This is a genomic window from Methylotenera sp. (assembly GCF_029945535.1).
Classification (GTDB): domain Bacteria; phylum Pseudomonadota; class Gammaproteobacteria; order Burkholderiales; family Methylophilaceae; genus Methylotenera.
Map to the genome: position 1 here is coordinate 102827 of NZ_JAQSCU010000006.1, position 24944 is coordinate 127770.

Annotated in this window: 25 protein-coding genes; 15 read left to right on the top strand and 10 right to left on the bottom strand. The window is 42.9% G+C overall.

Features of this window, described 5'->3' with window-relative positions; all coding sequences use genetic code 11:
- Positions 1–6 precede the first annotated feature (6 nt).
- Together glnK and PSU72_RS01570 are read right to left on the bottom strand one after the other, a co-directional pair.
- On the bottom strand, positions 7–345 hold the full coding sequence (gene glnK / locus PSU72_RS01565) for a P-II family nitrogen regulator (protein WP_013149302.1): 339 nt from the start codon (positions 343–345) through the stop codon (positions 7–9).
- Positions 346–413: 68 nt separating this feature from the next.
- Positions 414–1190, bottom strand: a complete 777-nt coding sequence (locus PSU72_RS01570) for a TorF family putative porin (RefSeq protein WP_300429987.1) — start codon at positions 1188–1190, stop codon at positions 414–416.
- Positions 1191–1367: 177 nt separating this feature from the next.
- Between PSU72_RS01570 and PSU72_RS01575 the strand changes: the two genes are divergently transcribed.
- The 7 genes from PSU72_RS01575 (at position 1368) to PSU72_RS01605 (ending at position 10618) form a co-directional block, all read left to right on the top strand.
- Positions 1368–1613: an accessory factor UbiK family protein gene (locus PSU72_RS01575; protein WP_300429989.1), complete on the top strand. Its 246-nt coding sequence runs from the start codon at positions 1368–1370 to the stop codon at positions 1611–1613.
- A complete protein-coding gene (locus PSU72_RS01580; RefSeq protein WP_300429991.1) occupies positions 1610–3157 on the top strand; it encodes a YifB family Mg chelatase-like AAA ATPase in 1548 nt (515 codons plus the stop codon). Before PSU72_RS01575 ends, PSU72_RS01580 begins: the two co-directional genes overlap by 4 nt.
- A gap of 2 nt (positions 3158–3159) precedes the next feature.
- Positions 3160–3837, top strand: a complete 678-nt coding sequence (locus tag PSU72_RS01585; protein ID WP_300429992.1) for an ion channel — start codon at positions 3160–3162, stop codon at positions 3835–3837.
- A 92-nt stretch (positions 3838–3929) separates the two neighbouring features.
- Positions 3930–7727 (top strand): methionine synthase, encoded by a 3798-nt coding sequence (metH, locus tag PSU72_RS01590; protein WP_300429994.1) that lies wholly within the window; start codon positions 3930–3932, stop codon positions 7725–7727.
- 13 nt (positions 7728–7740) lie between these two features.
- Positions 7741–9123 (top strand): UDP-N-acetylmuramate:L-alanyl-gamma-D-glutamyl-meso-diaminopimelate ligase, encoded by a 1383-nt coding sequence (gene mpl, locus PSU72_RS01595; protein WP_300429996.1) that lies wholly within the window; start codon positions 7741–7743, stop codon positions 9121–9123.
- Positions 9124–9204: 81 nt separating this feature from the next.
- Positions 9205–10161, top strand: a complete 957-nt coding sequence (locus PSU72_RS01600) for a TonB family protein (protein WP_300430157.1) — start codon at positions 9205–9207, stop codon at positions 10159–10161.
- 145 nt (positions 10162–10306) lie between these two features.
- Entirely contained in the window at positions 10307–10618 is a 312-nt protein-coding gene (locus PSU72_RS01605) for a ferredoxin (RefSeq protein ID WP_300429998.1), read from the top strand.
- A gap of 3 nt (positions 10619–10621) precedes the next feature.
- On the opposite strand, the gene PSU72_RS01610 is transcribed toward PSU72_RS01605, so the two are convergent.
- From PSU72_RS01610 to ispH, 4 genes are read right to left on the bottom strand one after another with little or no spacing between them, the layout of a single operon-like run.
- Positions 10622–11068: an HIT family protein gene (locus PSU72_RS01610; RefSeq protein ID WP_300430000.1), complete on the bottom strand. Its 447-nt coding sequence runs from the start codon at positions 11066–11068 to the stop codon at positions 10622–10624.
- Positions 11068–12192, bottom strand: a complete 1125-nt coding sequence (nadA, locus tag PSU72_RS01615; protein WP_300430002.1) for a quinolinate synthase NadA — start codon at positions 12190–12192, stop codon at positions 11068–11070. Before nadA ends, PSU72_RS01610 begins: the two co-directional genes overlap by 1 nt.
- Positions 12193–12234: 42 nt before the next feature.
- Entirely contained in the window at positions 12235–12681 is a 447-nt protein-coding gene (nudB, locus tag PSU72_RS01620) for a dihydroneopterin triphosphate diphosphatase (protein ID WP_300430004.1), read from the bottom strand.
- A gap of 31 nt (positions 12682–12712) precedes the next feature.
- Positions 12713–13690, bottom strand: coding sequence for a 4-hydroxy-3-methylbut-2-enyl diphosphate reductase (gene ispH, locus PSU72_RS01625; protein WP_300430005.1), 978 nt, complete (start codon positions 13688–13690; stop codon positions 12713–12715).
- Positions 13691–13780: 90 nt separating this feature from the next.
- Here ispH and purU point away from each other — a divergent pair, with 90 nt between their 5' ends.
- Positions 13781–14665, top strand: coding sequence for a formyltetrahydrofolate deformylase (gene purU, locus PSU72_RS01630; RefSeq protein ID WP_300430007.1), 885 nt, complete (start codon positions 13781–13783; stop codon positions 14663–14665).
- A gap of 73 nt (positions 14666–14738) precedes the next feature.
- Here purU and PSU72_RS01635 read toward each other — a convergent pair whose 3' ends face one another.
- The 3 genes from PSU72_RS01635 to PSU72_RS01645 all read right to left on the bottom strand — a co-directional run bounded on the left by PSU72_RS01635 (position 14739) and on the right by PSU72_RS01645 (position 16431).
- Entirely contained in the window at positions 14739–14885 is a 147-nt protein-coding gene (locus PSU72_RS01635) for a hypothetical protein (protein ID WP_300430009.1), read from the bottom strand.
- Positions 14886–15001: 116 nt separating this feature from the next.
- The gene (gene lysA / locus PSU72_RS01640; protein WP_300430011.1) at positions 15002–16252 is read right to left on the bottom strand and encodes a diaminopimelate decarboxylase; all 1251 of its coding nucleotides are present in this window, start codon (positions 16250–16252) and stop codon (positions 15002–15004) included.
- 50 nt (positions 16253–16302) lie between these two features.
- Positions 16303–16431, bottom strand: coding sequence for a lipoprotein (locus PSU72_RS01645; RefSeq protein WP_300430013.1), 129 nt, complete (start codon positions 16429–16431; stop codon positions 16303–16305).
- A 263-nt stretch (positions 16432–16694) separates the two neighbouring features.
- Between PSU72_RS01645 and PSU72_RS01650 the strand changes: the two genes are divergently transcribed.
- Genes PSU72_RS01650 through PSU72_RS01680 form a run of 7 tightly spaced genes read left to right on the top strand, consistent with a single transcriptional unit; the run spans position 16695 to position 24410 of the window.
- Entirely contained in the window at positions 16695–17165 is a 471-nt protein-coding gene (locus tag PSU72_RS01650; protein WP_300430015.1) for a type IV pilin protein, read from the top strand.
- Between the two features lie 28 nt (positions 17166–17193).
- Entirely contained in the window at positions 17194–17736 is a 543-nt protein-coding gene (locus PSU72_RS01655; protein ID WP_300430017.1) for a GspH/FimT family pseudopilin, read from the top strand.
- A 1-nt stretch (position 17737) separates the two neighbouring features.
- Positions 17738–18139, top strand: coding sequence for a hypothetical protein (locus tag PSU72_RS01660; protein WP_300430018.1), 402 nt, complete (start codon positions 17738–17740; stop codon positions 18137–18139).
- A 60-nt stretch (positions 18140–18199) separates the two neighbouring features.
- The gene (locus PSU72_RS01665) at positions 18200–19417 is read left to right on the top strand and encodes a PilW family protein (RefSeq protein WP_300430020.1); all 1218 of its coding nucleotides are present in this window, start codon (positions 18200–18202) and stop codon (positions 19415–19417) included.
- A 48-nt stretch (positions 19418–19465) separates the two neighbouring features.
- A complete protein-coding gene (locus PSU72_RS01670; protein ID WP_300430022.1) occupies positions 19466–20074 on the top strand; it encodes a hypothetical protein in 609 nt (202 codons plus the stop codon).
- A 21-nt stretch (positions 20075–20095) separates the two neighbouring features.
- Positions 20096–23770, top strand: a complete 3675-nt coding sequence (locus tag PSU72_RS01675; protein ID WP_300430024.1) for a PilC/PilY family type IV pilus protein — start codon at positions 20096–20098, stop codon at positions 23768–23770.
- Positions 23771–23798: 28 nt separating this feature from the next.
- Positions 23799–24410, top strand: a complete 612-nt coding sequence (locus tag PSU72_RS01680; protein WP_300430026.1) for a hypothetical protein — start codon at positions 23799–23801, stop codon at positions 24408–24410.
- Here the strand turns inward: PSU72_RS01680 and PSU72_RS01685 are convergent.
- Complete coding sequence (locus PSU72_RS01685) at positions 24399–24926, bottom strand: Gx transporter family protein (RefSeq protein WP_300430028.1); 528 nt, start codon at positions 24924–24926, stop codon at positions 24399–24401. The genes PSU72_RS01680 and PSU72_RS01685 overlap by 12 nt on opposite strands.
- Positions 24927–24944 lie beyond the last annotated feature (18 nt).

A 24944-nucleotide genomic window follows, 5' to 3' on the forward strand; every position in this document is an offset into this window, starting at 1 on the left:
ATCCCCTTATAGAGCCTCAACGCCGGTTTCACCGGTACGAATGCGAATTGCTTGTTCTAAATTGGTAACGAAAATTTTACCGTCACCGATTTTGCCTGTAGCAGCTGATTTTTCTATCGCCTCAATCACTTGGTCAAGTAAATCGTCATCAATCGCGACTTCCAATTTAACTTTAGGTAAAAAATCTACCACGTATTCTGCGCCACGATACAGCTCTGTGTGACCCTTTTGACGGCCGAAACCTTTTACTTCAGTAACGGTGATGCCCTGCACGCCAATGTTTGAGAGGGCTTCGCGCACCTCGTCAAGCTTAAATGGCTTGATAATTGCGGATACAAATTTCATGTGTGTCTCCTGGTTGAGTAGAATTGCGTGATGAAAAGTTTACACTTTCCAATCACGCGTTTGTAAAATTAGAATGTTTTTTGTACAAAAACAGTAAATGCGCTATCACCAATATTATGGTTAGTAGCTGCCACTAAGTAACCAGCATCTTTTGCAGTTGTATCTGAGTAGTATGCACCTAGATTTACGCCGTTGCTCCATGCTTTTGTGGCGCCGATTTTCCAGTCAGTATAGTCAAAATTACTAGTTCCTTGACCAGTAAATTCTTGGCGACCTAGGTGAACGTTTGCAGTAACTCCTGTGTCAAGAATGGGGTAGTTTGCGTTTACTTCTGCATACCAGCTACCATCTGCATTTCTGAAGCCAAAAGCACCATCAGATGCCACAACGGATAGCTTTGCTGCTAACCATTTGTAGCTCAAGCTGCCATATACTTCCGTTGTTTCTGCTTTTTTAACGCCAGGAAGTGCGTCGCCTGGATAAATATATTGTAATAATCCAACGTTATAACCAATGCCCGTATCGCCAATTGTGCTAGCAAAACCACCATAAAGATCTAATTCAAGGCTAGAGCTAGTATATTGAGCCGCATCTTCTAACCAGCTAATATTAGAGGCCCAAGCACCTGCATAGAAACCACTAGAGTGAGCATAGTCGACACCTCCTTGAACAGCTAACTCTTCGTTGGTTTGTGTCAAGCCACGGAAAATATATTGGCTGAATAAGCCAACATTGTATGTAAAGGTATGAGGTGATGTTGCTGCTGGGGCAGCATCTTCAGCAAAAGATATTGATGGAATAGATAGTGCAGCTAAAACTGCCACAGATAATAATGATTTACGCATATTGCATTCCCCTAATTAATAAACGAATAAATAATATTCTTTAATATGGTAAGCAAGTCGCGTGCCAATATAAATTTTGTTTATAATCAATATGATAGGAATAATGCTATTGGAGCAGAGTTATGTATATATGTATCAAAAGCTGATAAACTAACACTTGAAACTAAAGGAAAAAACATGTTTAACACAGATAAATTAAATGAAATATCAAGTAAAATCAAAGGGATAGTGAGCGACTCGCCCTTAGGTGATGCAGAAAAGAATATTCATGCACTATTAAAGAGCATGCTCACCAAAATGGAGCTAGTTTCACGCGAGGAGTTTGATGTGCAAGCAGAAGTGCTGCGCAATACGCGTGAAAAGCTTAATCAGTTAGAGGCGAAATTAGCTGAGTTAGAGTCGCTGCAAAAGCATCAGCAATGAGTTTAGCGGTTTTATATAGCCGTGCACTAAATGGCATGGATGCGCCAGAGGTGGTGGTTGAAGTGCATTTGGCAAACGGTTTACCGAGTTTTACAATTGTAGGTTTGCCAGAGGCTGAGGTAAAAGAGAGTAAAGACCGCGTACGAGCCGCTTTGCAGACCGCTCAGTTTGAGTTTCCAGCACGCCGCATTACCGTAAATTTAGCACCTGCGGATTTACCAAAAGAGAGTGGGCGTTATGATTTGCCGATTGCTTTAGGCATATTAGCCGCAAGTGGGCAAATACCAACCGAGCCATTATCCCGTTACGAGTTCGCTGGCGAGCTTGCATTAACTGGCGAATTAAGGCCAATTCGCGGTGCGTTAGCGATGACATCAAGCATGATGCGCGATGCAAATGTGCCTCAAAATAATAGCCATGTTCAAAATGGAGGCATGCCACAAAAGCGTGCATTTATTTTGCCTCAAAATAGTGCAGCCGAAGCTGCACTGGTTAAAGAGGCTATTATTTACCCAGCAAATTCACTATTAGAAGTCTGTGCGCATTTGAGTGGGCATACTGCGTTAACGCAATTGGAATCAGCTGACGTTGTGCATGAGGTGAGCTATCCAGATTTTAGCGATGTAAAAGCGCAAAGCATGCCTAAGCGCGCACTAGAAATTGCTGCTGCTGGAGGGCATAGTGTGATTATGAGTGGTCCGCCTGGCACAGGTAAAAGCATGTTGGCATCGCGCTTTGTTGGTATTTTGCCTGAAATGACTGAGCCAGAAGCTTTAGATTCGGCTGCCATACAATCACTTAACGGCAATTACAAGCTAGAAAACTGGAAGCGCCGACCTTATCGAGCACCACATCATACTGCTTCAGCGGTGGCGTTGGTGGGCGGTGGAGGCATTCCGCGCCCAGGTGAAATTAGCTTGGCGCATCATGGTGTATTGTTTTTAGATGAGCTACCAGAATTTGATCGCAAAGTACTTGAGGTTCTGCGCGAGCCATTAGAAAGTGGACGTATTACAATTTCGCGTGCTGCTAGGCAGGCAGATTTTCCAGCCAGCTTTCAATTAATTGCGGCGATGAACCCATGTCCATGTGGATATTTAGGGCATCACAATAATAAATGTCGCTGTACGCCTGACCAAGTTTCGCGCTACAAAGCTAAAATTTCAGGGCCACTTCTAGACAGAATTGATATCCATATTGAAGTGCCTGCACTGAGTGAAGATGAGCTGACAAAAGCAAGTGTAAGTGAAGACTCACAATCGATAAGGTTAAGGGTAGAAGGCGCTAGAGAAAAACAGCTAAGCCGGCAAGCTAAACCGAATAACTTACTCGGCACCAAAGAAATCGAGCAATATTGCATGACCGATGAAGCTGGAATGCAGTTACTTAAGCAAGCCATTAGCCGATTAAGTTTATCTGCGCGTGCTTACCATCGCATATTAAAAGTCGCCCGTACGATTGCCGATTTGGCAGGGGACGATGCGATTAAATCAGTTCATATTGCAGAAGCTGTGCAATATCGCAAATACGACAAAGCAGTTTGAATATGCAGTTTACAAATCTGCAAGCCACAATAAAGAAAATGGCAAAGTACCCTTCAGCATGGCTTTTGTTGGTGCAAGTGCTCAGCTTGATTATTCATCCGATATTGGAAGTCACAAAGTTTCATCAGGCAATATTTAGCTGTTTTAATGTAGCTGCGCTGGCCTTGGCTGTTTGGGTGGTGAATCGTAGCCCTTTGTTTAACTGGGCTGCATGGATACTTGCTTTTCCTGCGGTAGTGTTAACGATCACCTACGTTACAACAGAAAATGCGCAGTATCTGCTATGGGCACAAGTTTTTGAAAGCGCGATGTATTTTTATACGGCAGTTGGCTTGGTGATGTATATGTTTAACGACAATGTGCTTACACGAGATGAGCTGTTCGCAGCAGCCAATACGTTCACTGTTCTCGCTTGGGGATTCGCGCTCGCTTATTCAGTATGCCAACAGCTCTACCCAGGTAGTATTACTGGTACATTGAACCCAGACCAGCCACGCTCATGGGTGGAGCTTATATTTTTGAGCTTTTCGATATTATCGAGTACGGGATATGGCGATATTTCACTCGTACATCCCATTGCAAAAGTCATCGGCACATTTCAAATGTTTGTTGGCTTAATGTATATGGCATTGATTGTTTCGCGCCTAGTTACGCTTACTGCGGCAGTACGTAAAGATTGATGCCATCTCTTTGCCAGCATCGCCAGCGGCAAGGATTAGCGTGGTAAAATGTCCGCCTAAGATAACACTTACTGCTGAAAACATTAATCAACATGCCTGCTACCTCTCTTAAAGAACAAAGTCTGACAGAACAAACACTGCGAAGCTTACTTCAACAGCGCATCTTAATTTTAGATGGCGCAATGGGGACTATGATTCAGCAATACAAGCTGACAGAGGCTGATTATCGGGGCGCACAGTTTGCCGATTTTAAAGCCCCCGCAGGCGAGCGCGAGTTGTTTGTTAAAGGCAATAATGAGCTGTTGACGCTCACCCAGCCGCATATCATCCAAGAAATTCATGAAAAATATCTAGCCGCAGGCGCTGATATTATTGAAACCAATACTTTTGGCGCCACCAGCGTGGCACAAGATGATTACCACATGGCGCATCTTGTATACGAGATGAACGTACAAGCTGCAAAGCTTGCTAAAGCTTCATGTGAAAAATACAGCACGCCAGATAAACCGCGCTTTGTAGCGGGCACGCTTGGCCCTACGCCTAAAACTGCCAGTATTTCGCCCGATGTGAATGATCCCGCTGCGCGGAATGTTAATTTTGACCAGTTAGTAAACGCTTACTTAGAGCAAGCGCGCGCTTTGGTCGAAGGTGGCTCGGATATCCTAATGGTCGAAACTATTTTCGATACGCTAAATTGCAAAGCCGCTTTGTTTGCCATAGATGCGTTTTTTGAAGAGGTTGGCTACACGATGCCGATCATGATTTCAGGCACGGTGACCGATGCTTCTGGTCGAATTTTGTCGGGCCAAACCGTTACTGCTTTTTGGAATTCAGTACGCCATGCAAAACCCATCACTATTGGTTTAAATTGTGCCTTAGGTGCTACTTTAATGCGGCCTTATGTAGAAGAGCTTTCAAAAATTGCCGAAACTTTTGTGTGCATTTACCCAAATGCAGGGTTGCCCAATCCAATGTCAGATACTGGCTTTGATGAAACGCCAGATGTGACCTCAAGCTTGGTGAAGGAGTTTGCAACCAGCGGCTTTTTAAACATCGCAGGCGGCTGCTGCGGCACTACGCCAGACCATATCAACGCAATCTACAATGAAATTAAAGACATCGCACCGCGCCAATTGCCCGTTATACCTGCATACACGCGCCTTGCAGGCTTGGAGCCGTTTGTCATCGACGAAGATTCTTTGTTTGTTAACGTAGGTGAGCGTACCAACGTCACGGGCAGTAAAGCTTTTGCGCGTATGATTATTAACGAGCAATACGATGAGGCGCTTTCTGTCGCGCGTCAGCAGGTAGAAAACGGCGCGCAAGTCATCGACATCAACATGGACGAAGGCATGCTGGATGCCGTTAAAGCCATGACGCACTTCCTCAATTTAATTGCCAGTGAGCCTGATATTGCGCGCGTGCCTATCATGATTGACTCAAGTAAGTGGTCAGTCATAGAAGCTGGTTTGAAGTGCGTGCAAGGCAAATCAATTGTGAATTCAATCTCGATGAAAGAAGGCGAAGCAGAGTTCTTACGCCAAGCTAACCTTTGCCGTCGTTATGGTGCAGCAGTCATAGTGATGGCGTTTGATGAAAAAGGCCAAGCTGATACTTACGCCCGTAAGATTGAAATCTGCAAACGTGCTTATGATTTATTAGTTGGCATGGATTTTCCGCCAGAAGACATTATTTTCGATCCAAATATTTTTGCGATCGCCACGGGTATTGAAGAGCATAACAACTACGCGGTTGATTTTATTGAAGCCACGCGTTGGATTAAGCAAAACCTGCCGCATGCCAAAATTTCAGGCGGCGTTTCAAATGTGAGCTTCAGTTTCCGCGGTAACGACCCAGCGCGTGAAGCGATTCATACCGTGTTTTTATACCACGCGATTAAAGCGGGCATGACCATGGGTATTGTCAACGCAGGCATGATGGGCGTCTATGATGACCTAGCGCCGGAATTGAAGGAACGAGTAGAAGATGTGGTGCTTAATCGCATTACCGACCACGATAACTTACTTGCGCCAACAGAACGTCTGATTGAAATTGCAGGCACCTTGGTTGCTGGAGGCAAAAAAGAAGCTGCGACGCTTGAATGGCGTGGCACGCAAGATGCGCCTGCGTCCGTTGAAAAACGCCTTAGCCATGCCATGGTGCATGGTATTACTGAGTTTATTGTAGAAGATACTGAAGAAGCGCGGGCTGCTGTTGAAGCGAGTGGTGGCCGACCAATTCACGTCATCGAAGGTCCGCTGATGTCGGGCATGAACGTGGTGGGCGATCTATTTGGGCAAGGTAAGATGTTTTTGCCACAAGTGGTGAAATCTGCCCGTGTAATGAAGCAAGCTGTAGCGCATCTCATCCCGTTTATTGAAGCTGAAAAAGCTGCCGATGAAAAACGCACGGGCATTGTTTCTAAGCCCAAAGGCAAAATGGTCATCGCCACCGTGAAAGGTGACGTGCATGATATTGGCAAAAACATCGTTTCTGTCGTGCTGCAATGTAATAACTTTGAAGTGGTCAACATGGGCGTGATGGTGCCAGCGGCCGAGATTTTAGCCATGGCAAAAGCCGAGAATGCCGATATTATCGGCCTGAGCGGCTTAATTACGCCAAGCTTAGAAGAAATGACGCACATCGCTAAAGAAATGCAACGTGACCCATATTTTAAAGATATGAAAATGCCGCTATTAATTGGTGGCGCTACTACTTCACGCGCACACACAGCGGTAAAAATCGCCCCACATTACGATGGCCCGATTGTGTATGTGCCAGATGCTTCACGCTCAGTTTCTGTGATGCAAAATCTGCTCACGCCAGAAACGCGCGGTGCTTACTTAGCTGAGATTCAAGCGGATTACGAAAAAGCGCGTACTCAGCATGCCAATAAAAAAGGCGTGCCATTACTCACGCTGGCAGACGCGCGTAAAAACAAAATGGCTTTAAGCTTTACTGGCGAGTTTGCACCAGTAAAGCCAAAGTTTATCGGTCGCCGCGTGTTTAAAAACATTGATTTAAGCTTAATCGCCAAATATATCGATTGGGCGCCGTTCTTCCAAACGTGGGATTTAGCAGGTGCTTACCCCGCGATTTTGAGCGATCACGTAGTCGGCGAAGCCGCCACTAAAGTGTTTGCCGAGGCGCAAGATATGCTGAAAAAAATTATCGACGGCCGTTGGTTAAGCGCCAATGGTGTCATTGCTTTGCAGCCAGCAAATACCGTGAATGACGATGATATTGAAATCTATACGGATGAAAGTCGCAACCAAGTAGCGTTTACCTATTACGGAATGCGCCAGCAAAGCGTAAAACCAGTAATTGATGGCGTACCGCGCCCTAACCAATGTTTAAGTGACTTCGTTGCGCCTAAAGGCATTGCAGATTATGTAGGTTTATTTGCCGTCACCGCAGGTTTAGGTATTGAGAAAATCGAAAAACGCTTCATTGATGCGCAAGATGACTATAGCGGCATTATGTTCAAATCCTTAGCGGATAGGCTGGCCGAAGCTTTCGCTGAGTATATGCACGAACGTATTCGCACTGATTTTTGGGGTTACGCTGCCGATGAGAAGCTAGGTGTCGATGCTTTAATTAAAGAACAGTATCAAGGCATCAGACCTGCTCCAGGTTACCCCGCTTGCCCAGACCATACGGTAAAACCTGATATGTTTGCATTATTGCAATGCGATGAAATCAGCATGACGCTGACCGAATCATTCGCCATGCAACCAGCCGCCGCCGTTTCAGGCTTTTACTTTGCGCACAAAGAAGCCAAATATTTTAGCGTAGATAAAATTGGCACAGATCAATTAGAAGATATGGCAAAACGTAGAAATCTACCTAAAGACTATTTAGAGCGCTGGTTAGCGCCGAATTTGAGTTAAGAAAATAAATAATATGCACATTCACATTTTAGGTATTTGCGGTACATTCATGGGTGGCATTGCGGTGCTGGCAAAGCAGGAGGGGCATCGCGTCACAGGTTGTGATGCTAACGTTTACCCTCCTATGAGCACGCAACTTGAGGCGCAAGGTATTGAACTGATTGAAGGTTTTTCACCTGAGCAAACCAAGCTGAACCCTGATATTTATGTGATTGGTAACGTGGTTTCACGTGGCAATCCGTTGATGGAGGAAATTTTAAACCAAGGCTTACCTTATATTTCTGGCCCACAATGGTTGGCTGAAAATGTGCTGCAAGGCAAGTGGGTGCTGGCTGTTGCAGGCACTCATGGCAAAACGACGACAAGTTCTATGTTGGCTTGGGTGCTGGAGTATGCGGGTTTAGCGCCAGGCTTTTTGATAGGTGGTGTGCCTGAGAACTTTGGCGTTTCTGCGCGTCTGCCTCAAACACCTGGTTTAGCGAAAAGCAAGCAAGATGCTAAAAGTACTTCACCATTTTTTGTCATTGAAGCTGATGAATATGACACGGCTTTTTTCGATAAACGCTCTAAATTCGTCCATTACCGACCACGCACAGCGGTGCTGAATAATCTTGAGTTTGACCACGCCGATATTTTTGACGATTTAGCTGCGATTGAAAAACAATTCCATCATTTGGTGCGTACTGTTCCGCAGCAAGGTTTGGTGGTGAGCAACAAGCAAGAGAGCTTGCAGCGCGTGATTGATAAAGGCTGCTGGAGTAACTTGGAATACTTTGGTTCAGCTGGTGGTTGGGAAGTGCAAAATGTCGATGCACAAGGTCGTTTTGATGTGGTCTTTAAAGGCGAGCGACAAGGCAACTTAAGCTGGGATATACTCGGCGAGCATAACCGTATGAATGCACTTGCCGTGATTGCTGCTGCACGCCATGTAGGTGTGGCGCCTTGTATTGCGATTGAAGCTTTAAGTGAATTTAAAAATGTAAAACGCCGTATGGAAATCAAAGGCGTGGTAAACGACATTACCGTTTATGATGATTTTGCGCATCACCCAACTGCCATTGATACTACGGTGGCAGGCTTGCGTAGTAAGGTGGGCAAAGCTCGAATATTAGCCGTCCTAGAGCCGCGCTCTAATACAATGAAATTGGGTGTGATGAAAAATGCATTACCCGCCAGTTTGAAAGAGGCTAATTTAGTATTTTGTTATGGCGCAAATCTAGGTTGGGATGCGGCAGAGGCCTTATCGACAATAAAAGATAAAGCTTCAGTATATGAAGACCTGAATACCATGGTGGCAGCCATTGCTATGGCCGCAAAACCGGGTGATTATGTGTTGGTGATGAGCAACGGCGGCTTTGGTGGCGTACATCAAAAAATATTAGATGCTATCAAGTAAGCTATTCAAGTATAGATTTTACAATTGTAGATTTTGGTAGATTAGAACTTGGCTCAATCGATTAAGAAAAAACAAGCGGGCATGGTGGATTCACTTATCGTTAAGGTACAAGCGATGAGCGTGATGGCTATGGCGCTTTGGGTTTCCTTTCTGGTACACGCCATCATATTGAGCATTCACTTCGAGCCAGAGCTTAAGAAATTCAAAGATAAGCTTCCTACATTAGAAGTCATGTTGGTTAATGCTAAAACGCTCACTAAGCCAGATAAAGCGGATGTATTGGCACAGGCCGATTTGGATCGTGGGGGAAATACTGACCAAAATCGCAAAATGAAATCTGCATTACCCGCTATTAAGCAGCAAAAATCCGAGTTCACATTGAAACCCATGGCTGAAGCGAAGGCTGGTAAAAAAGCCGCGAAAATGACGGCAGAAGAAACAAAAGAGCAAAAACATATCGCTGAGTTGGAAAAGCAAGCACAAGAGTTAATGACTCAGTTGCAGTCGACGAATAAAGTCGAGTCTGCACCAGCACAAAATGCTGCAGCTAAAGAAGCTGATATGGGTAACCAAGAAAACCCGAATAAAAAGCTGAATATGAGTGATTTAACCGCCGCAGCTTTAGAAATGGATAGATTAGAAGCGCTGATTGCGAAACAGCAAGATGACTATCAAAAGCGCCCAAAGCGTAAATTCATCGGTGCAAGAGCGCAAAAATACAGAGATGCCTTGTACGTAGAATCTTGGCGTCAAAAGGTAGAGAAAGTAGGTAATCTCAATTATCCAGAAGCGGCTAAGAACTTAAAAATGTATGGTCAATTGCAATTAACAGTGTCGATTAATGCAGATGGCTCGATTGAGTCGATTGAAATCAACCGCAGTTCAGGGCATAAAGTGTTAGACGAAGCCGCCAAACGCATTGTAGAGCTAGCTGCGCCGTATTCTAGGTTTTCCGATGAGATGCACAAAGAAGTAGATATTTTGAGCATTACGCGTACTTGGACGTTTACTAAAGAAGATAGCCTAGCCACCGAATAATTCTGCTTGAAAATTGCAATACTCGGCGTCAGATTCACCTTGCCGTACTAATCGTACTGTCTGCGGCTCTCTTTCTTGATTATTACAATTTTGAAGCAGAATTAATTAGGTAATCTTTATATTTTGAGAAAAAAGAAATTTAAAAATGACCAACTATTTTGAACACCACGTTTTTTTCTGCCTCAATCAGCGCGCTGACGGTGCAGCCTGTTGCATGGATAAAGGCGCAGAAGCCGCATTTGACCATATGAAGTCGCGCGTTAAGAAGTTGGGTTTGAGTGGTGAGGGCAAAGTGCGCATCAATCGTGCAGGTTGCTTGGATCGTTGTGGAGAAGGGCCTATATTGGTGATTTACCCGCAAGCGATTTGGTACACTTTTGTAGATAATGAAGACATCGACGAAATTATTGAAAGCCATTTGATCAATGGAAAAGTCGTTGAGCGTCTTGCTATTTAGTCTTTAAGCTGTAGCTGAATTCAAGGCGCATTCGACTAGTGAGCTTACTTTCTCGCTCAGTTTCTTAATGGTGATCTCATCAAGCGCAACCGCATTGCTATCACGTGCAGCGTCGCCCCAGTGCGAATTAGGAAAGTGCTTATCGTTTTCAAAACGCGGAATTACATGCCAATGTATATGCGGTGTTTTATTGCCCAAGCTGGCTAAATTGATTTTATCTGGATTAAGCATTTCCCTAAGCGCAGTTTCTACCGCAAACACTGTCTTCATCATGCGTGCCCGCTGCAATGGCGCTAGATCTGTCATTTCCTTGATGTGTTCGACTAATTCTACGCGACAATACGCTGGATAATCAGCGTCATTAAGTAACACTACACGGCAGAAATCGTCTTGGTAAAGTACGACATGGAGCATAGGTGTGCACAAGGCGCATGCGGTCACTTCAGTCATTAAGAAGCCGCTAACATTCTATCCAAAGTCAATTTTGCTAACTTTGCTTCATGCGCTGGTACTTTGATTTGATTGACGATATTCCCATCTACCAAGTTTTCTAGCACCCAAGCTAAGTGTTGTGGGTCTATTCGTGCCATAGTGGAACATTCACACACGACATGACTCATAAATTGCACTAACTTACCTTGCGGTTTCATTTGCTCTGCTAATCGATTAACTAAATTTAATTCAGTACCCACTAGCCATTTAGTATTGGCTGGCGCCTCAGAAACCGTTTTAAGAATATATTCGGTTGAGCCAACATAATCAGAGTTCTGACACACTTCAAATGGCGCTTCTGGGTGAGAAATCACGATGCCATCCGGATGTTCAGCACGGAATTTGGTAATATTCTGCAGGCGGAACATTTGATGCACCGCGCAATGGCCTTTCCACAGCAAGATTTTTGCTTTTTTGATTTGCTCTTCAGTCAGGCCACCCATCGGTTGGTCTGGATCCCAGATCGGCATCTCATCTAGCGGAATGCCCATTTTATAGCCGGACCATCTGCCTAGATTTTGGTCAGGGAAAAATAACACTTTTTCGCGTTGTTTGAAGCTCCACTCTAAGATTTTTGGTGCATTAGTGCTAGTGCAAACAATGCCGCCATGCTCACCACAGAAAGCTTTTAAGTCTGCGGCTGAATTAATGTAAGTGACTGGTGTAATCGTTTCATCAAAATCTAGTACTTTACTAAGCTCGCGGTAGCTGCGTTCTACTTTGGCAAGATTCGCCATGTCGGCCATTGAGCAGCCCGCTGCAAGGTCAGGCAGAATGGCAATTTGGTCTGGGCGGCTTAGAATATCAGCCACTTCTGCCATAAAGTGCACGCCTAGAAATACGATATATTCTGCATCTAAAGTTTCGCAATAGCGCGATAATTTGAGTGAGTCACCTGTGAAGTCGGCATGGCGATAAACAGTTTCATTTTGGTAATGGTGACCAAGAATTACCAAGCGCTTACCCAATTTTTCTTTAGCGGCAATAATGCGGCGCTGGCAGTCAGCGTCTTCACTCGCTTGAAAACGCTCAAATTTAATAGGGATACTTTTACTCTCGGTGCTGATAGTTTCTGTTTGCATGATTTTTTACTTAATTTAAGTCATTCACTTCAAAGTAATAGTTTACAACTTTAAGCCGTGTCGTTCACCTAATTTACTTAAGGCATCTACATTTGTCCACGAAAAAACCCGCGTGGCTGCCTCGCGCCAATCGACCCATTCATAGCGCAAATGCTCGTCTGGTGCTAGTTTGATAGGTAACGGAGTAGGAAGTTCTAAACCAAATAGATGTTCTGTGTTGTGAGTCACATCTAGCGCATAGCGATGCCGCCAATGCGGATAAATTTCATATATATTTGAGGCTTGCCAGTCTTGCAAATCATACTGTAACGCATTTAAGCCAGTCTCCTCTTGTACTTCACGAATCGCAGCTTGCACAGGCGTTTCACCTTGCTCTAAGCTGCCCGTCACAGATTGCCAATATCCTAGTTTATCAGCGCGCTCCATAATCAGCACTTGCAGGTCTTTGGTGTGAATTAACACCAAAGCAGATACGGGGGTTTTAAACATAGTGAATAAAAAAGATGATTGCGTAAGCTTGCTATTGGATTTTCTGGGCTTGCGTCAAATTTTTAGGTAGTTGAAACACAACACTTTCAATAACACCTTGTAATTCTTGCACGTTACTTGCGCCTAGTTGCTGTAACTTGGCAATCACTTCATTGACCAACACTTCTGGTGCGGACGCACCCGCTGAAACGCCAATTTTCTTTTTACCTGCAAGCCATTCTGCTTTTAAGTAGCTGGCGTTATCTATCATATAGGCTTCCACCCCTTGGTTTTCAGCCACTTCACGCAAGCGGTTGGAGTTAGAGCTATTGGGAGAACCCACAATAATCACTAAATCACAATCCTTTGCCATGATTTTTACTGCATCTTGGCGATTCTGTGTGGCATAACAAATATCATCACTTTTTGGTGCATTGATTTCTGGGAATTTAGCCTTTAGTGCGTTAATTACCATAGAGGCATCGTCAATTGATAGCGTAGTCTGTGTCACATAAGCTAACTTTGATGGATTCTTTACAGATAATGTTGCTACGTCTTCGGGCGTTTCTACTAAATAAATGCCCGCGCTTCCTTCTACTTGCCCCATTGTCCCTTCTACCTCAGGGTGACCCTTATGACCAATCATGACAATTTCCATATTCGCAGCACGCATTTTAGCGACTTCAATATGCACTTTAGTAACAAGTGGGCAGGTCGCATCAAAAGCGTTTAAGCCGCGTGATTCAGCTTCGGCACGAACGGCTTTTGAAACACCGTGCGCACTGAAAATCACTGTGCTGCCAGCTGGTATTTCATCTAACTCTTCAACAAATACTGCGCCTTTGCTGCGAAGTTCATCCACCACAAATTTGTTGTGGACAACTTCATGGCGCACATAAATAGGCGCACCAAATTTTTCGAGTGCCTGCTCCACAATAATAATCGCGCGATCAACCCCTGCGCAGAAGCCGCGAGGGTTTGCTAATACAATTTCGGTCGGATTTGGCTTGTTTGAATCGATATCTGTCATACACACTTTTTAATCATTAAATTCACTTAAGGTATAATGCACATATTAACCTAAATAAGGGTGCGCTTAAAATTCAAGCATGCTTAAAATATGAATAATATTGCTGTAAAAACCACTGCCGCTAAAAATACGGCAACACTATTAATTACTTGCCCAGATAGCAAAGGTATTGTCGCAGCTATCGCTGATTTTTTATATCAGCATAATGCCAATATTTTGCATGCTGATCAGCACCAAGATGCAGAAAATAATCTCTTTTTAATGCGCGTTGAGTGGGATTTGGCAGGCTTTAGCCTTTTGCCAGCTGACTTCGAGCAACATTTTGCCGAGATTGCAAAGCGTTTCAGCATGGAGTGGCAGTTAAAGCTCTCACAAAAACCACTACGCGTTGCCATTATGGTTTCGCAGTATGACCACTGTTTAGCTGATTTGTTGCATCGCCATAAAAACGGTGAGTTGGTGTGTGATATTCCGTTGATTATTAGTAATCATAGAGACACCGAAGCCTTAGCTAAATTTTACGGCGTTGACTTTCACTATATTGAAGTTAAAAAAGACAATAAGCCAGAAGCGGAAGCGCAGCAATTTGCTTTGTTTGCAAAGTACGATATTGATTTAATCGTGCTCGCTCGCTATATGCAAATATTGTCGCCAGATTTTGTGGCGCGTTATCCTAAGCAAATTATTAATATTCACCATTCATTCTTGCCTGCGTTTATCGGTGCGCGACCTTATCATCGTGCATTTGAGCGCGGCGTTAAGCTGATAGGCGCAACGGGTCATTATGTGACTGAAGTGTTAGACGAAGGTCCGATTATTGAGCAGGATATTGACCGTATTTCGCACCGCGACCAAGTAGAAGACTTGATTCAAAAAGGCCGTGATTTAGAGCGTATAGTATTATCCAAAGCTGTGCGCTGGCATATTGAAAATCGTATTCTGCTGTATGCAAACAAGACTGTTATTTTTGATTAATAACTCAATCGGTAATAAAAAAAGCGAAGCACATCATGCTTCGCTTTTTTTGACTTTAAAACAGCTTACTTAATTACTTACCATCGTCTGTGGCTGGCGCATCAAGAGCTGGAACTGCCGCCTCATCGACTGGTGCAATCTCAGGTAATGCTTCATCTGCATATGCAGAAATGGCGCTAAATGCAAATAGTGCTGATAAAACTAAAAGAACTTTTTTCATACTTTCCCCTATTCTAAGCAACTGTTTTTAAAATTTATATTTTAAGAGTTAAACACCCTTAAAATACAAATTTACACCCAGAGAATAGCTTGTGCAACATAAATAGTCGTTTTGGTTTATGGTAGGCACTGTTCTAGTGCAAATAAGTCAGCAATCTGTTCGCGCTTTCTAATTAAGTGACATTTATCGCCATCTACCATGACTTCAGCCGCGCGAGGTCTAGTGTTGTAATTGCTAGACATGCTCATACCGTAAGCTCCAGCTGACATAATGGCGAGTACATCGCCTTCAACTAAAGCTAGCGTTCTATCATGGCCTAGAAAATCGCCACTTTCGCACACTGGGCCTACTATTTCATAAGTTAGCGCCGCCGTATCATCTTTTCTTGGCTGCACAGCTTGAATATCATGATAAGCATCGTATAAAGCTGGGCGCATTAAGTCGTTCATGGCAGCATCAACAATCGCGAAGTTTTTTGACTCGGTATGTTTTAGATATTCAACTTTAGTCAGTAAAACACCTGCGTTACCTACTAACGCTCTACCAGGTTCAAACACTAGTTTGACTTTACGATTGCCAAGTTTTGCACGCATAGCTGCGGCAAATACAGTGAATTCAGGAGGCGTTTCGTCGCTATAGCAAATACCAATACCGCCACCAGCGTCAATGTGCTGAATGACAATACCGTTTTGTGCCAGCGCATCAACTAGCGCTAATACACGGTCAAAAGCATCTAAAAATGGCGATAACTCGGTAATTTGTGAGCCGATATGGCAATCCACGCCGTGAATAGCGATGTTGCTCATTTTGGCTGCTTGCAAATAAATGTCTAATGCATCCTCATAAGCCACACCAAATTTATTATTTTTTAAGCCAGTAGATATGTACGGATGTGTCTTTGCATCGACGTTTGGGTTTACACGTAAAGATATTGGTGCGACTTTACCCATAAAATTAGCAACATCGTTTAAACGCTGCAACTCGCTGGCAGACTCAACGTTGAAGCAAAAAATGTCAGCATTAAGGGCTGCTTGCATTTCAGTCTCAGTTTTCCCGACACCTGAAAATACGATTTTTCTAGGGTCACCACCTGCTGCCAAAACACGCGCAAGCTCACCACCAGAAACAATATCAAAGCCAGCGCCAAGCTTAGCAAATAAATTCAAAATCGCTAGGCTAGGGTTAGCTTTTACTGCAAAACACACCAAATGATCGCAGTCATTAAAGCCCACACTAAAGTTCTCAAAAGCTTGAGTCAGCGCAGATTTGGAATAAACATAGCAAGGCGTATTAAATTCATCTGAAATGCTAGTAAGTGCAACATTTTCAACGTGTAATGTATTGTTTTTAAGTGTAAAAGAGTTCACAGGATCGCTTGTCAATTTAGATTGGATTAAGGTAAGGCAAAGCAAAGTGTTTATTTGCTAGCTGGCGCCGACTGCGGATATTCTTTCTCAGGAATATATAAAGGGCCTTTAGTGCCACAGCCGTATAGCGTAAAGCATACGGATAAAAGCAATAGTATATGGATAGCATTTTTTTTCATATATTGATAGCTTTCAAATTTAAAGTGCAGTGAGTATTTCAAAGCAGCTAATAACAACAAATTTTATTGATAGAATTTTAACATAAAGGTTAGCTGCATGATATTTTGCATTTTTGCTTATTTCGACGTCACTTTATTGATTTTTCTGATTTTAAGTATCAATAAACAGCCGCTTATCCTGCTTACTTCGCCGATTGTCGGTTGTTACTAGACTTTCGAAAGGCATGTGAGCATGATGCACTTAAGTAAAAAGGGGAAGTAAAATGAACTGCAATAAAAAAATCCAATTTAGATCACTATCTAATAGTTTACAAAATGGCTTTACTTTAATTGAGCTAATGATTACCGTCGCTATCATAGGTATTTTGGCAGCGATTGCTATTCCTCAATATAGCGACTATGTCATAAGAGCCAGCTTGCCTGATGCTACAAGTACTCTTATGGCTATGCGGGCTAAAATGGAGCAGCATTTTCAGGACAATCGCAGATATGATGATTCAGGTACTTTCATATCGCCCTGCAATCAGACTATAGCATCAGCTGGAAAATTTACTTTTGCTTGCTCAAATGTAGCTCCTACAACTTATACAGTTACTGCCACAGGTAGTGGTGTGGTTGCACTTTTTACATATAGTATTGACCAAGCGAACACTCAAAGAACCGTAAGTGTTAAGCCTGGATGGGGTGCGGCGACCACTGCATGTTGGATTACTAAAAAGGGTGGTACTTGCTAATCTACAGCTGAACTATTCAAGAAATTATATGAAAAATTTTAATAAGAATTCTGGATTTTCTCTCATAGAGCTAATGGTGACAGTTGCTGTGTTCGGAATAATGGCTGCGTATGCAATTCCAAGTTTTAGTACTTGGATTCAAGACTCTAAAACAAGAACAATTGCTGAATCATTGCAAAATGGTGTTCGATTAGCACAAGCGGAAGCTGTTAATAAAGGGCGCCAAGTGGCTTTCTTTGTAACTAATGTGCAACCTTCTGCAACAGCCGCTGCTGCAACAGTTGGCAGTAATTGGGGGGTCAGAGTAGTTGTGCCAACGCAAGCTGATGCTGATGGTTATTTGCAGGGTGCTGCATTAAATGGTGAAGGTGGCTCTGTTGTTGTGACAGCAGATGTAGCTGAAATTAGATTCAATTCAATCGGTAGACTTGTTAATAGTGGGAGCGCGGTTAACTATAACATCACAAATTCTAAAGGTACTAGGCCGCTAAGAGTTGTTGTTAGTAGTGCGGGTAGCGTCAGAATGTGTGATCCAAGTAAAAGTATAGTAACTGCTGCTGATGGGTGTTGATGTGAACAATAAATATAACAATTTAAGAAAGAACAACTCTGGCTCGGTACTCTTAGAAGTGTTGATCTCTATACTGCTTTTTGCTTTTGGAGTTTTAGGGCTCGTGGGCATGCAGTCTATCTCAACACAAAATTCAATGAGCTCTCAAGATCGAGCTGTCGCATCAATTTTAGCTAACGATATGGTTTCGCAAATGTGGGCAAGAAATATTAGCAGGCAAGCAAATCTAACTGTTGATATAGCTGCTTGGCAAACAAGAGTGCAGAACTCAATACTGCCTAATGCAAATGGCAATGTGGCTGATGTAAATGGTTTGGCAACAATTACTATCACCTGGAGGTCGCCAAGTAAAGCTGCTACAGAAAATGATAATAGATACGAAACAACCGTATTTGTTAATTAACTGGTAACTCAAAAGCTTTGAAGCTGAAGTAGTAAAGTCATCGCTCAGGAATTTAATTTAATGAAAAACATCTTCAATACATATTTGGTTAAGCCGCAATCCTCGAAGCAGCGGGGCTTCTCATTAATAGAGCTTATGGTAGGTTTGATAATAGGTTTACTTATGTCGCTAGTTGTATATAACGTATTAAATGTTAACGAAGGCAGAAAAAGAACAACCACATCATTAAATGACATTAATCAGGCTGGTAGTTATGCAATATATCAATTAGATAAGCAAATCAGAAGTGCAGGGAGTGGATTTACGGGAGGTGGGGATCAAATTGGTGCTAACTTTACCTATGGATGTAGGCTTGATATGGCGCTTAGTGGGTCGCAGCTTACGCCAGCAGCATCTTTCCCAGCTCCCTTTAATGCTGTCAATGGTGTCGTTAGAGTCGCCCCTGTAATAATCTTTGACGGCGCAGCAGGTGCGGGTGGAGATGTTATTGTGACCATGGCAGGAACTGCAGGCTTAGGTGAATTGCCCAGTGCCTTCTCATCGCCAGCAACTGCTGCAACTCTTCAATTAGTAAATCAGGCTGGGATGAGAGCAAATGATGTCTTGTTGTTAGCTGATCATACCGCGACAAATATCTCCCCTTGCTTGATGCAGCAGGTGGCATCAACTTTTACTCCAGTGGCTAATGGAAGTGCGGTGCCTTTATTAGGTGCTTACAATTCCGCTTCGGTCAACGGGACATCGGCCACAAGTTTTACTGCAACGGCACAAGCAGTTAATTTAGGCCAAGCGCCAAATCTAAATATGTTTGCAGTCGCCGCAAATGGTAGTAACTTTAATTTAATGAAGTATGACCTCATGCAACCCGTAAACGCAGGAAGCGCCGCTCCTAATCCCGCTATTTATGTTGATGGTGTCTACCAGATACATGCACTTTATGGCGTAGATACAAACCCTACTACCTCAACATTAACGTGGGTTGCACCTACAGGCGCATTCTCAGCAGTCAATTTATTAAATGGTTCATTAGCAGCCAATGCAGCGTTGCAAAGAATTAGGGCGATTAAAATTGGGGTAGTCATGCGCACATCTTTATTGGAGCGTGAGGCCGTTAGCGGTGGGCCAGCACATGCTGTTAGCAATACAACACTAACACTATTCAGTGACTCAGTACCCGTCACTGTAAATTTAAACCCTACAACTTACCGTTATCGTGCTTTTGAAGCTGCTGTGCCACTACGTAACACTTTGGTGCTAAGCGGTGCTTTAGGCAATTAAATTACCTGTTAAGCAAGGCAATTTCACATAATTAAATGTAAAAATTAAATGATGACTAATTTACAAAAAAACAACTTATCTCGTGCTAAAAAGCAGTCAGGCGTGGTGCTTTTTATTACATTAGTGGCTTTGGTCATTATGCTAATAGCCAGTGTGGCATTAATTCGCTCAACAGACACCAATCTATTGATAGCAGGTAGCTTAGCTTACAAAAGAGATGTCGTAAATCAAGCGGAAAGAAGTCTCCCTGTCATTCGGGCTCGGTTTGAGGCTGGTGCGCTTTCATCAAGCGCAGCTAAAGAGACTGACAGTCTAGCTAATAATTACTATGCCACCATTCAAGCTAGTAATGCAAAGGGTATTCCAAATATTTTGTTGGATACAGATGGTTTTGATACGACCTTCCCTAATAACAATATTACTAACGCAGCGGCTGGTATAACCATTCGATATGTTATAGACCGCATGTGCTTAGCGACTGGCGCAGTCTCAACAGGTAAATGTACTGTTAGTAAAGCTGGTACAGACGACGGCTGTAATGTAGGTACTTGCGAGACTAAACTTCCTGGGCCGGATATGCCAGTATACCGAATAAGCATACGCGCTACTGGCCCCAAGAATACAGAATCATTTATACAATCTACTTTTACTATTTAATCAGTTTATATCGAGAATATTATGTTTAAACACATTAAAAGATTACTTGCAGTTTCTACCTTAACGCTACCATTACTTTCGATTGCTGCTACTGATTTAGCCGATAAGCCTTTATTAACTGGAAATTCCGTTCAGGGTAACGTGGCAATTACTATTTCCGCAGAATTTCCTACGCCGCTTGGCTCCGCATATCAAGGCGCCTATGATAATGCAGCCAATTATATTGGTTATTTTGATAATACAAAATGTTATGACTATAAAGGTGATGTAGACACGGAGCTACGTTACTTTGTTCCTAGAGCTGCGCTTGCAGCAAATCACCAGTGCCCCGCCAATACTGCTTGGAGCGGAAATTTTCTTAATTATGCGTTAACGCAGACTATAGATCCATTAAGAAAAGCCTTAACGGGTGGGCATAGAAGTGTAGATACAGCAGCTTTAACAGTTTTAGAAAAGGCTTACGCATCAGGCCAAGGTGGCGGTGTGAATAGCCCATCAATTGCAGCTAATGCTAATTTATATACACCTTTTACTTGGACATCTGTGAATGTAAGAATTAACGGGCTTGGTAAAAGGTTCAGAATTACAGGAACTGGTAACTTAAGTAATGCTGGTGTGGAAATTGGCACAACTGCAGTTGCCACAATTCCAGTGGCTCCAGCCACTACTAATATTTACGAGTTTTATGCTCGCGCAAATGTGTGTGTTGCAGGCCGATTGGAAAGTAATTGTACTCAATATCCTAATGGAAATTATAAGCCAACAGGCCAAATTCAGAAAAACTCTAAAAAGTTAAATTTTGCGGCATTTGGTTATCTAAACGATGCCGCCGCCGCAAGGGATGGCGGCGTGCTAAGAGCTAAAATGGCACCATTAGGCCCATCGGTTGCTGTTCCTGGTGGTGTGGATATCGTTAACCCAAACTCTGAATGGGATGCTGCGACGGGTATATTTAATACAAACCCAGACCCTGTCGATGCAGCTGCAAGTGGCGTCGCTAATAGTGGTGTGATTAATTATTTAAACAAATTTGGATTGACTGCAGGCAGTTATAAGACTCTTGACCCCGTAAGTGAGTTGCTCTATACAGTAAGTCGATATTATAGAAATAAGGGTAATGTATCAAGCTACACAAACAATCTAACACCAGCAATGATTGATGGTTTTCCTGTGATTACAGCATGGAACGACCCAATAAAATACTCATGCCAAGCCAATTTTATTATTGGTATTGGTGATACCAACTCTTGGAATGATGCAAATTTGCCAGGCAGTACATCGCGTGGAACTGCTGAACCTGCTATTCCAGCAGAGGTTACCGCAGATTTAGGAAACGGCGATATGTCCGCTGCAGCAACAGCTTTAGTCAACAATCTAAATGTGGCAACAGCGACAAATAAAGTAGGTGATTTGCAAGGGACACCTTCGCCTTTAAGTAACTTTAATACTGGTGCAGGCCAAGCCCGCTATTACATGGCTGGTATTGCTTATGATTTACATACGCGTGACATTCGGCCAGACTTTAGTGGCAATCAAACTGTTACCACTTACTGGCTAGATGTATTGGAAAGTGGTTTCAGAAATGATGGTGGAAATCGGTTTAATCAATTTTATTTAACAGCAAAATTCGGTGGTTTTGATGTGCCAGTTGGATTCGATCCATACAGCCCGACTGCAGTGATGCCCGCGGTTACGACATGGGACAAAAATGGGGATGGAGATCCAGATAATTACTACAGAGCTAATAATCCAGCGGCTATGTTGGCAGGCTTGGATAAAGCTTTTGCAGATATTTTAAGTAAAATAACAGGATCATCAAATACTTTTGCGGTCATTAGCCCTCTGGTAAGTGCGGGTAGCATGAGCTTTGCAACGGCATATAAAACAGATGCTTGGACAGGCAATGTGGTGGGTAACGTAGTATCAATCGCTAATGGTGCTGCGGTAGAAACCAAAGCATGGGATGCCTCGGCAAAATTAGATGCGCAAGTTGCAGGTAGTGGATGGGATACAGCAAGAAAAATAGCTACATCAACTTGTACGGTTGGCACTGATGATACACAGAATTGCGTTGGTACTCTTTTTAGACCTGCAAATTTGGTATCTTTATTGTCAAATTTCTCTGCTGTAGCTACAGATCAAGCAAATGCAGTAAATTTTTTGCGTGGGGATGCAAGCAATACAGGGTCACTAGGTACGAAAAGTTTTAGAACTCGCACTAGTGTATTAGGAGACATTGTAAACTCTAAAGTAATTGCTGTAGGTCCACCACGTGCTCAATTTACTGATGAATTTACTCCTGGCTACGCAGCATTTAAAGCTACCTACGCCAATCGATCTACTGTTGCGTATGTTGGTGCCAATGATGGAATGCTACACGCATTTAATGGTGTGCCTACGGGCGGCAACGAGCTGTTTGCCTACGTGCCTAATGCAGTTATTAAAGGCCCAACCAATACTCCTTATGATAATGGTATTGGTTTTCTCGCAAATCCTTCATATGCACATAGATATTATGTAGATGCCACTCCAGTAAAATATGATGTGGATTTTGGTACTGGTACCGCTGACTGGCACACAATTTTAATTGGAGGTTTAGGTAAAGGTGGTAAGGCATATTACGCTTTAGACATAACTAACCCTGCAGGAATTACTAGCGAGGCCAGCTTAAGTAGTAAGGTTTTGTGGGAGTTCACCCATAAAAATATGGGGTATTCATACGGCAAAGCGATAGTTGCGAAAACTGCAAAGTATGGCTGGACCGTAATAATTACCTCTGGATATAACAACGCTGATGGTAAAGGTTACTTTTTCTTAATTAATCCAAAAACAGGTGCTTTATTTGAACCCCCAATTTCAACAGGTGTAGGTGACACTACGAATGACGCAGGTTTAGCTCATCTTGGCGCTTATATGGCAGATGTTAGAAATCCAATCATAGATGCAGTTTATGCTGGAGATAACTTAGGTAATGTGTGGCGCTTAGACCTTGCTAGCAATACAACCATATCAGCACCAACCAGAATAGCAGCTTTTGGTGCCAATCAGCCAATTACGACACCGCCCTTAATTGAGGTTGATAAGAAAACTTCGAAACGTTATGTTTTTGTGGGAACTGGCCGTATTCTGGCAGATAGTGATATTAATAGTACCCAAACACAAACTTTTTATGCGCTATTAGATGGCAACAAATATCAACCATTTAGTGCTAGCACATTACCATCAGGTGGTTCATATCCTGTTTCACGTGGGCTACTGGTTGATAATACCAACACACTGGCTACTACAGGTGTGGTTGTGGATGCTACTAAGCCAATGGGCTACTATATTGATTTAGGTAGCAGTGGAAGCTCACCAAATAGACTCAATGTTGATATTATAAGCTCCGCGGGTGTAGTTTCATTTGTCGCAAACTCGTTAGCTGGTGACGCATGTAATCCTTCAGGGAACTATCAAAAGTTTGCAGTTACTTATGGTAATGGTAAATCTAGACTTAGTGTTGGTGGTTCTGTAGTCGGATTTATTGCCGGTTCAGGCATGGCTACCTCAAATGACTTTTTCTCGTTAGACGGAGGTAAGACAGCACAATCTGGAGTTAGTCGTTCAGATGGTCAGCGAGATACAACAATCGTTGATCTCGGTGGCGCCTCACCATTCACTCAATTAAATTGGCGTGAGCTTCCTACCTCAGATTAGTTTATTGTCTGATTAGATCAAGATATAGATGAGAAATAAATTATTGACAGCATTATTGGTATCTGTATTTGCACATGTAATTTTAATATTTAATTTATCAATGGCTAAAAATTCAAATTTCTCTAAAAGAGATTTGAGAGGTAAGTTACTAATATCCAGCTTGAGCGCTCCTGCACTCCAAGTTGGGTTTTTGACTAAGCCTCTACCCTCACAAAATAAGCAAGAGCTTAATAACAAAAGCAATATCGGTGATGATATGCATACGGGACTTAATAGCAGTCTCCCAATAAAACCGCAAGGTGAACATACTCACCCTCTAGTGGGCTTAGCTCATAGTGATATCAGTGGAACTGAGGAGCTTAAGCAGTATTACAAAGTTAGTGAAGTTGATATGAGTGCAATTCCCCAGCACGGCATAGAGTCTCCAATAAGTGAATATAAATTATTGGAAGTGTATCAATTAGGAGTTTTTATTAATAAAAATGGCAGCGTGGACAAAGTCGTTAACTTAATTGAAGGTAAAAAACCTCAGCTTTTTTATACAAAAATTGAAGAGCAGGTCAAAAATCTTACATTTATTCCTGCAAAAAAAAATGGTATTGAGGTAGATAGTTATATTGAGATTGCATTAGAGATGTAAGTAATTTGTTGCTTCAATTTTAATAAGCTTTTTCGCAATGAGCCCGTTGACTAACCCAAAAAATAAGGCCGCAGCAGCAAACATTGGTATTAAATAACTCACCCCAGCATTAGGAATCAACCATAAGCGCACAACGATTAGTTGCCCTGCAATATGCGCGAAGGCTGCAACTATACTTAAAGAAACAGGGCTGAACCATTTTTTTGGTAGGTGCATCGCTAGCCATAGAGCACATAAGCTTAGCAACGCGCCACTTAAGCTTAATACGAATGTAGGTGATAAAAACTGCCCTAATAGCAAGCTGCTAGCAAACACTCGCAATATACTTACCCATGCGGCGGTTGCAAAGCCGTATTGGTATAGTACATATAAGGTCACAATATTGGCGATGCCGGGTTTTACGCCTGGTAATGGTGATGGGATAACAGCTTCAACCATGTGTAATGCGATTGCAATCGCTGCAAGTTTAGCAATTCGGTGGTCGTCTTCAGTGCTTTGAATCTGCGTGATTTTCAAGGTATTTGCTCGGCGTCG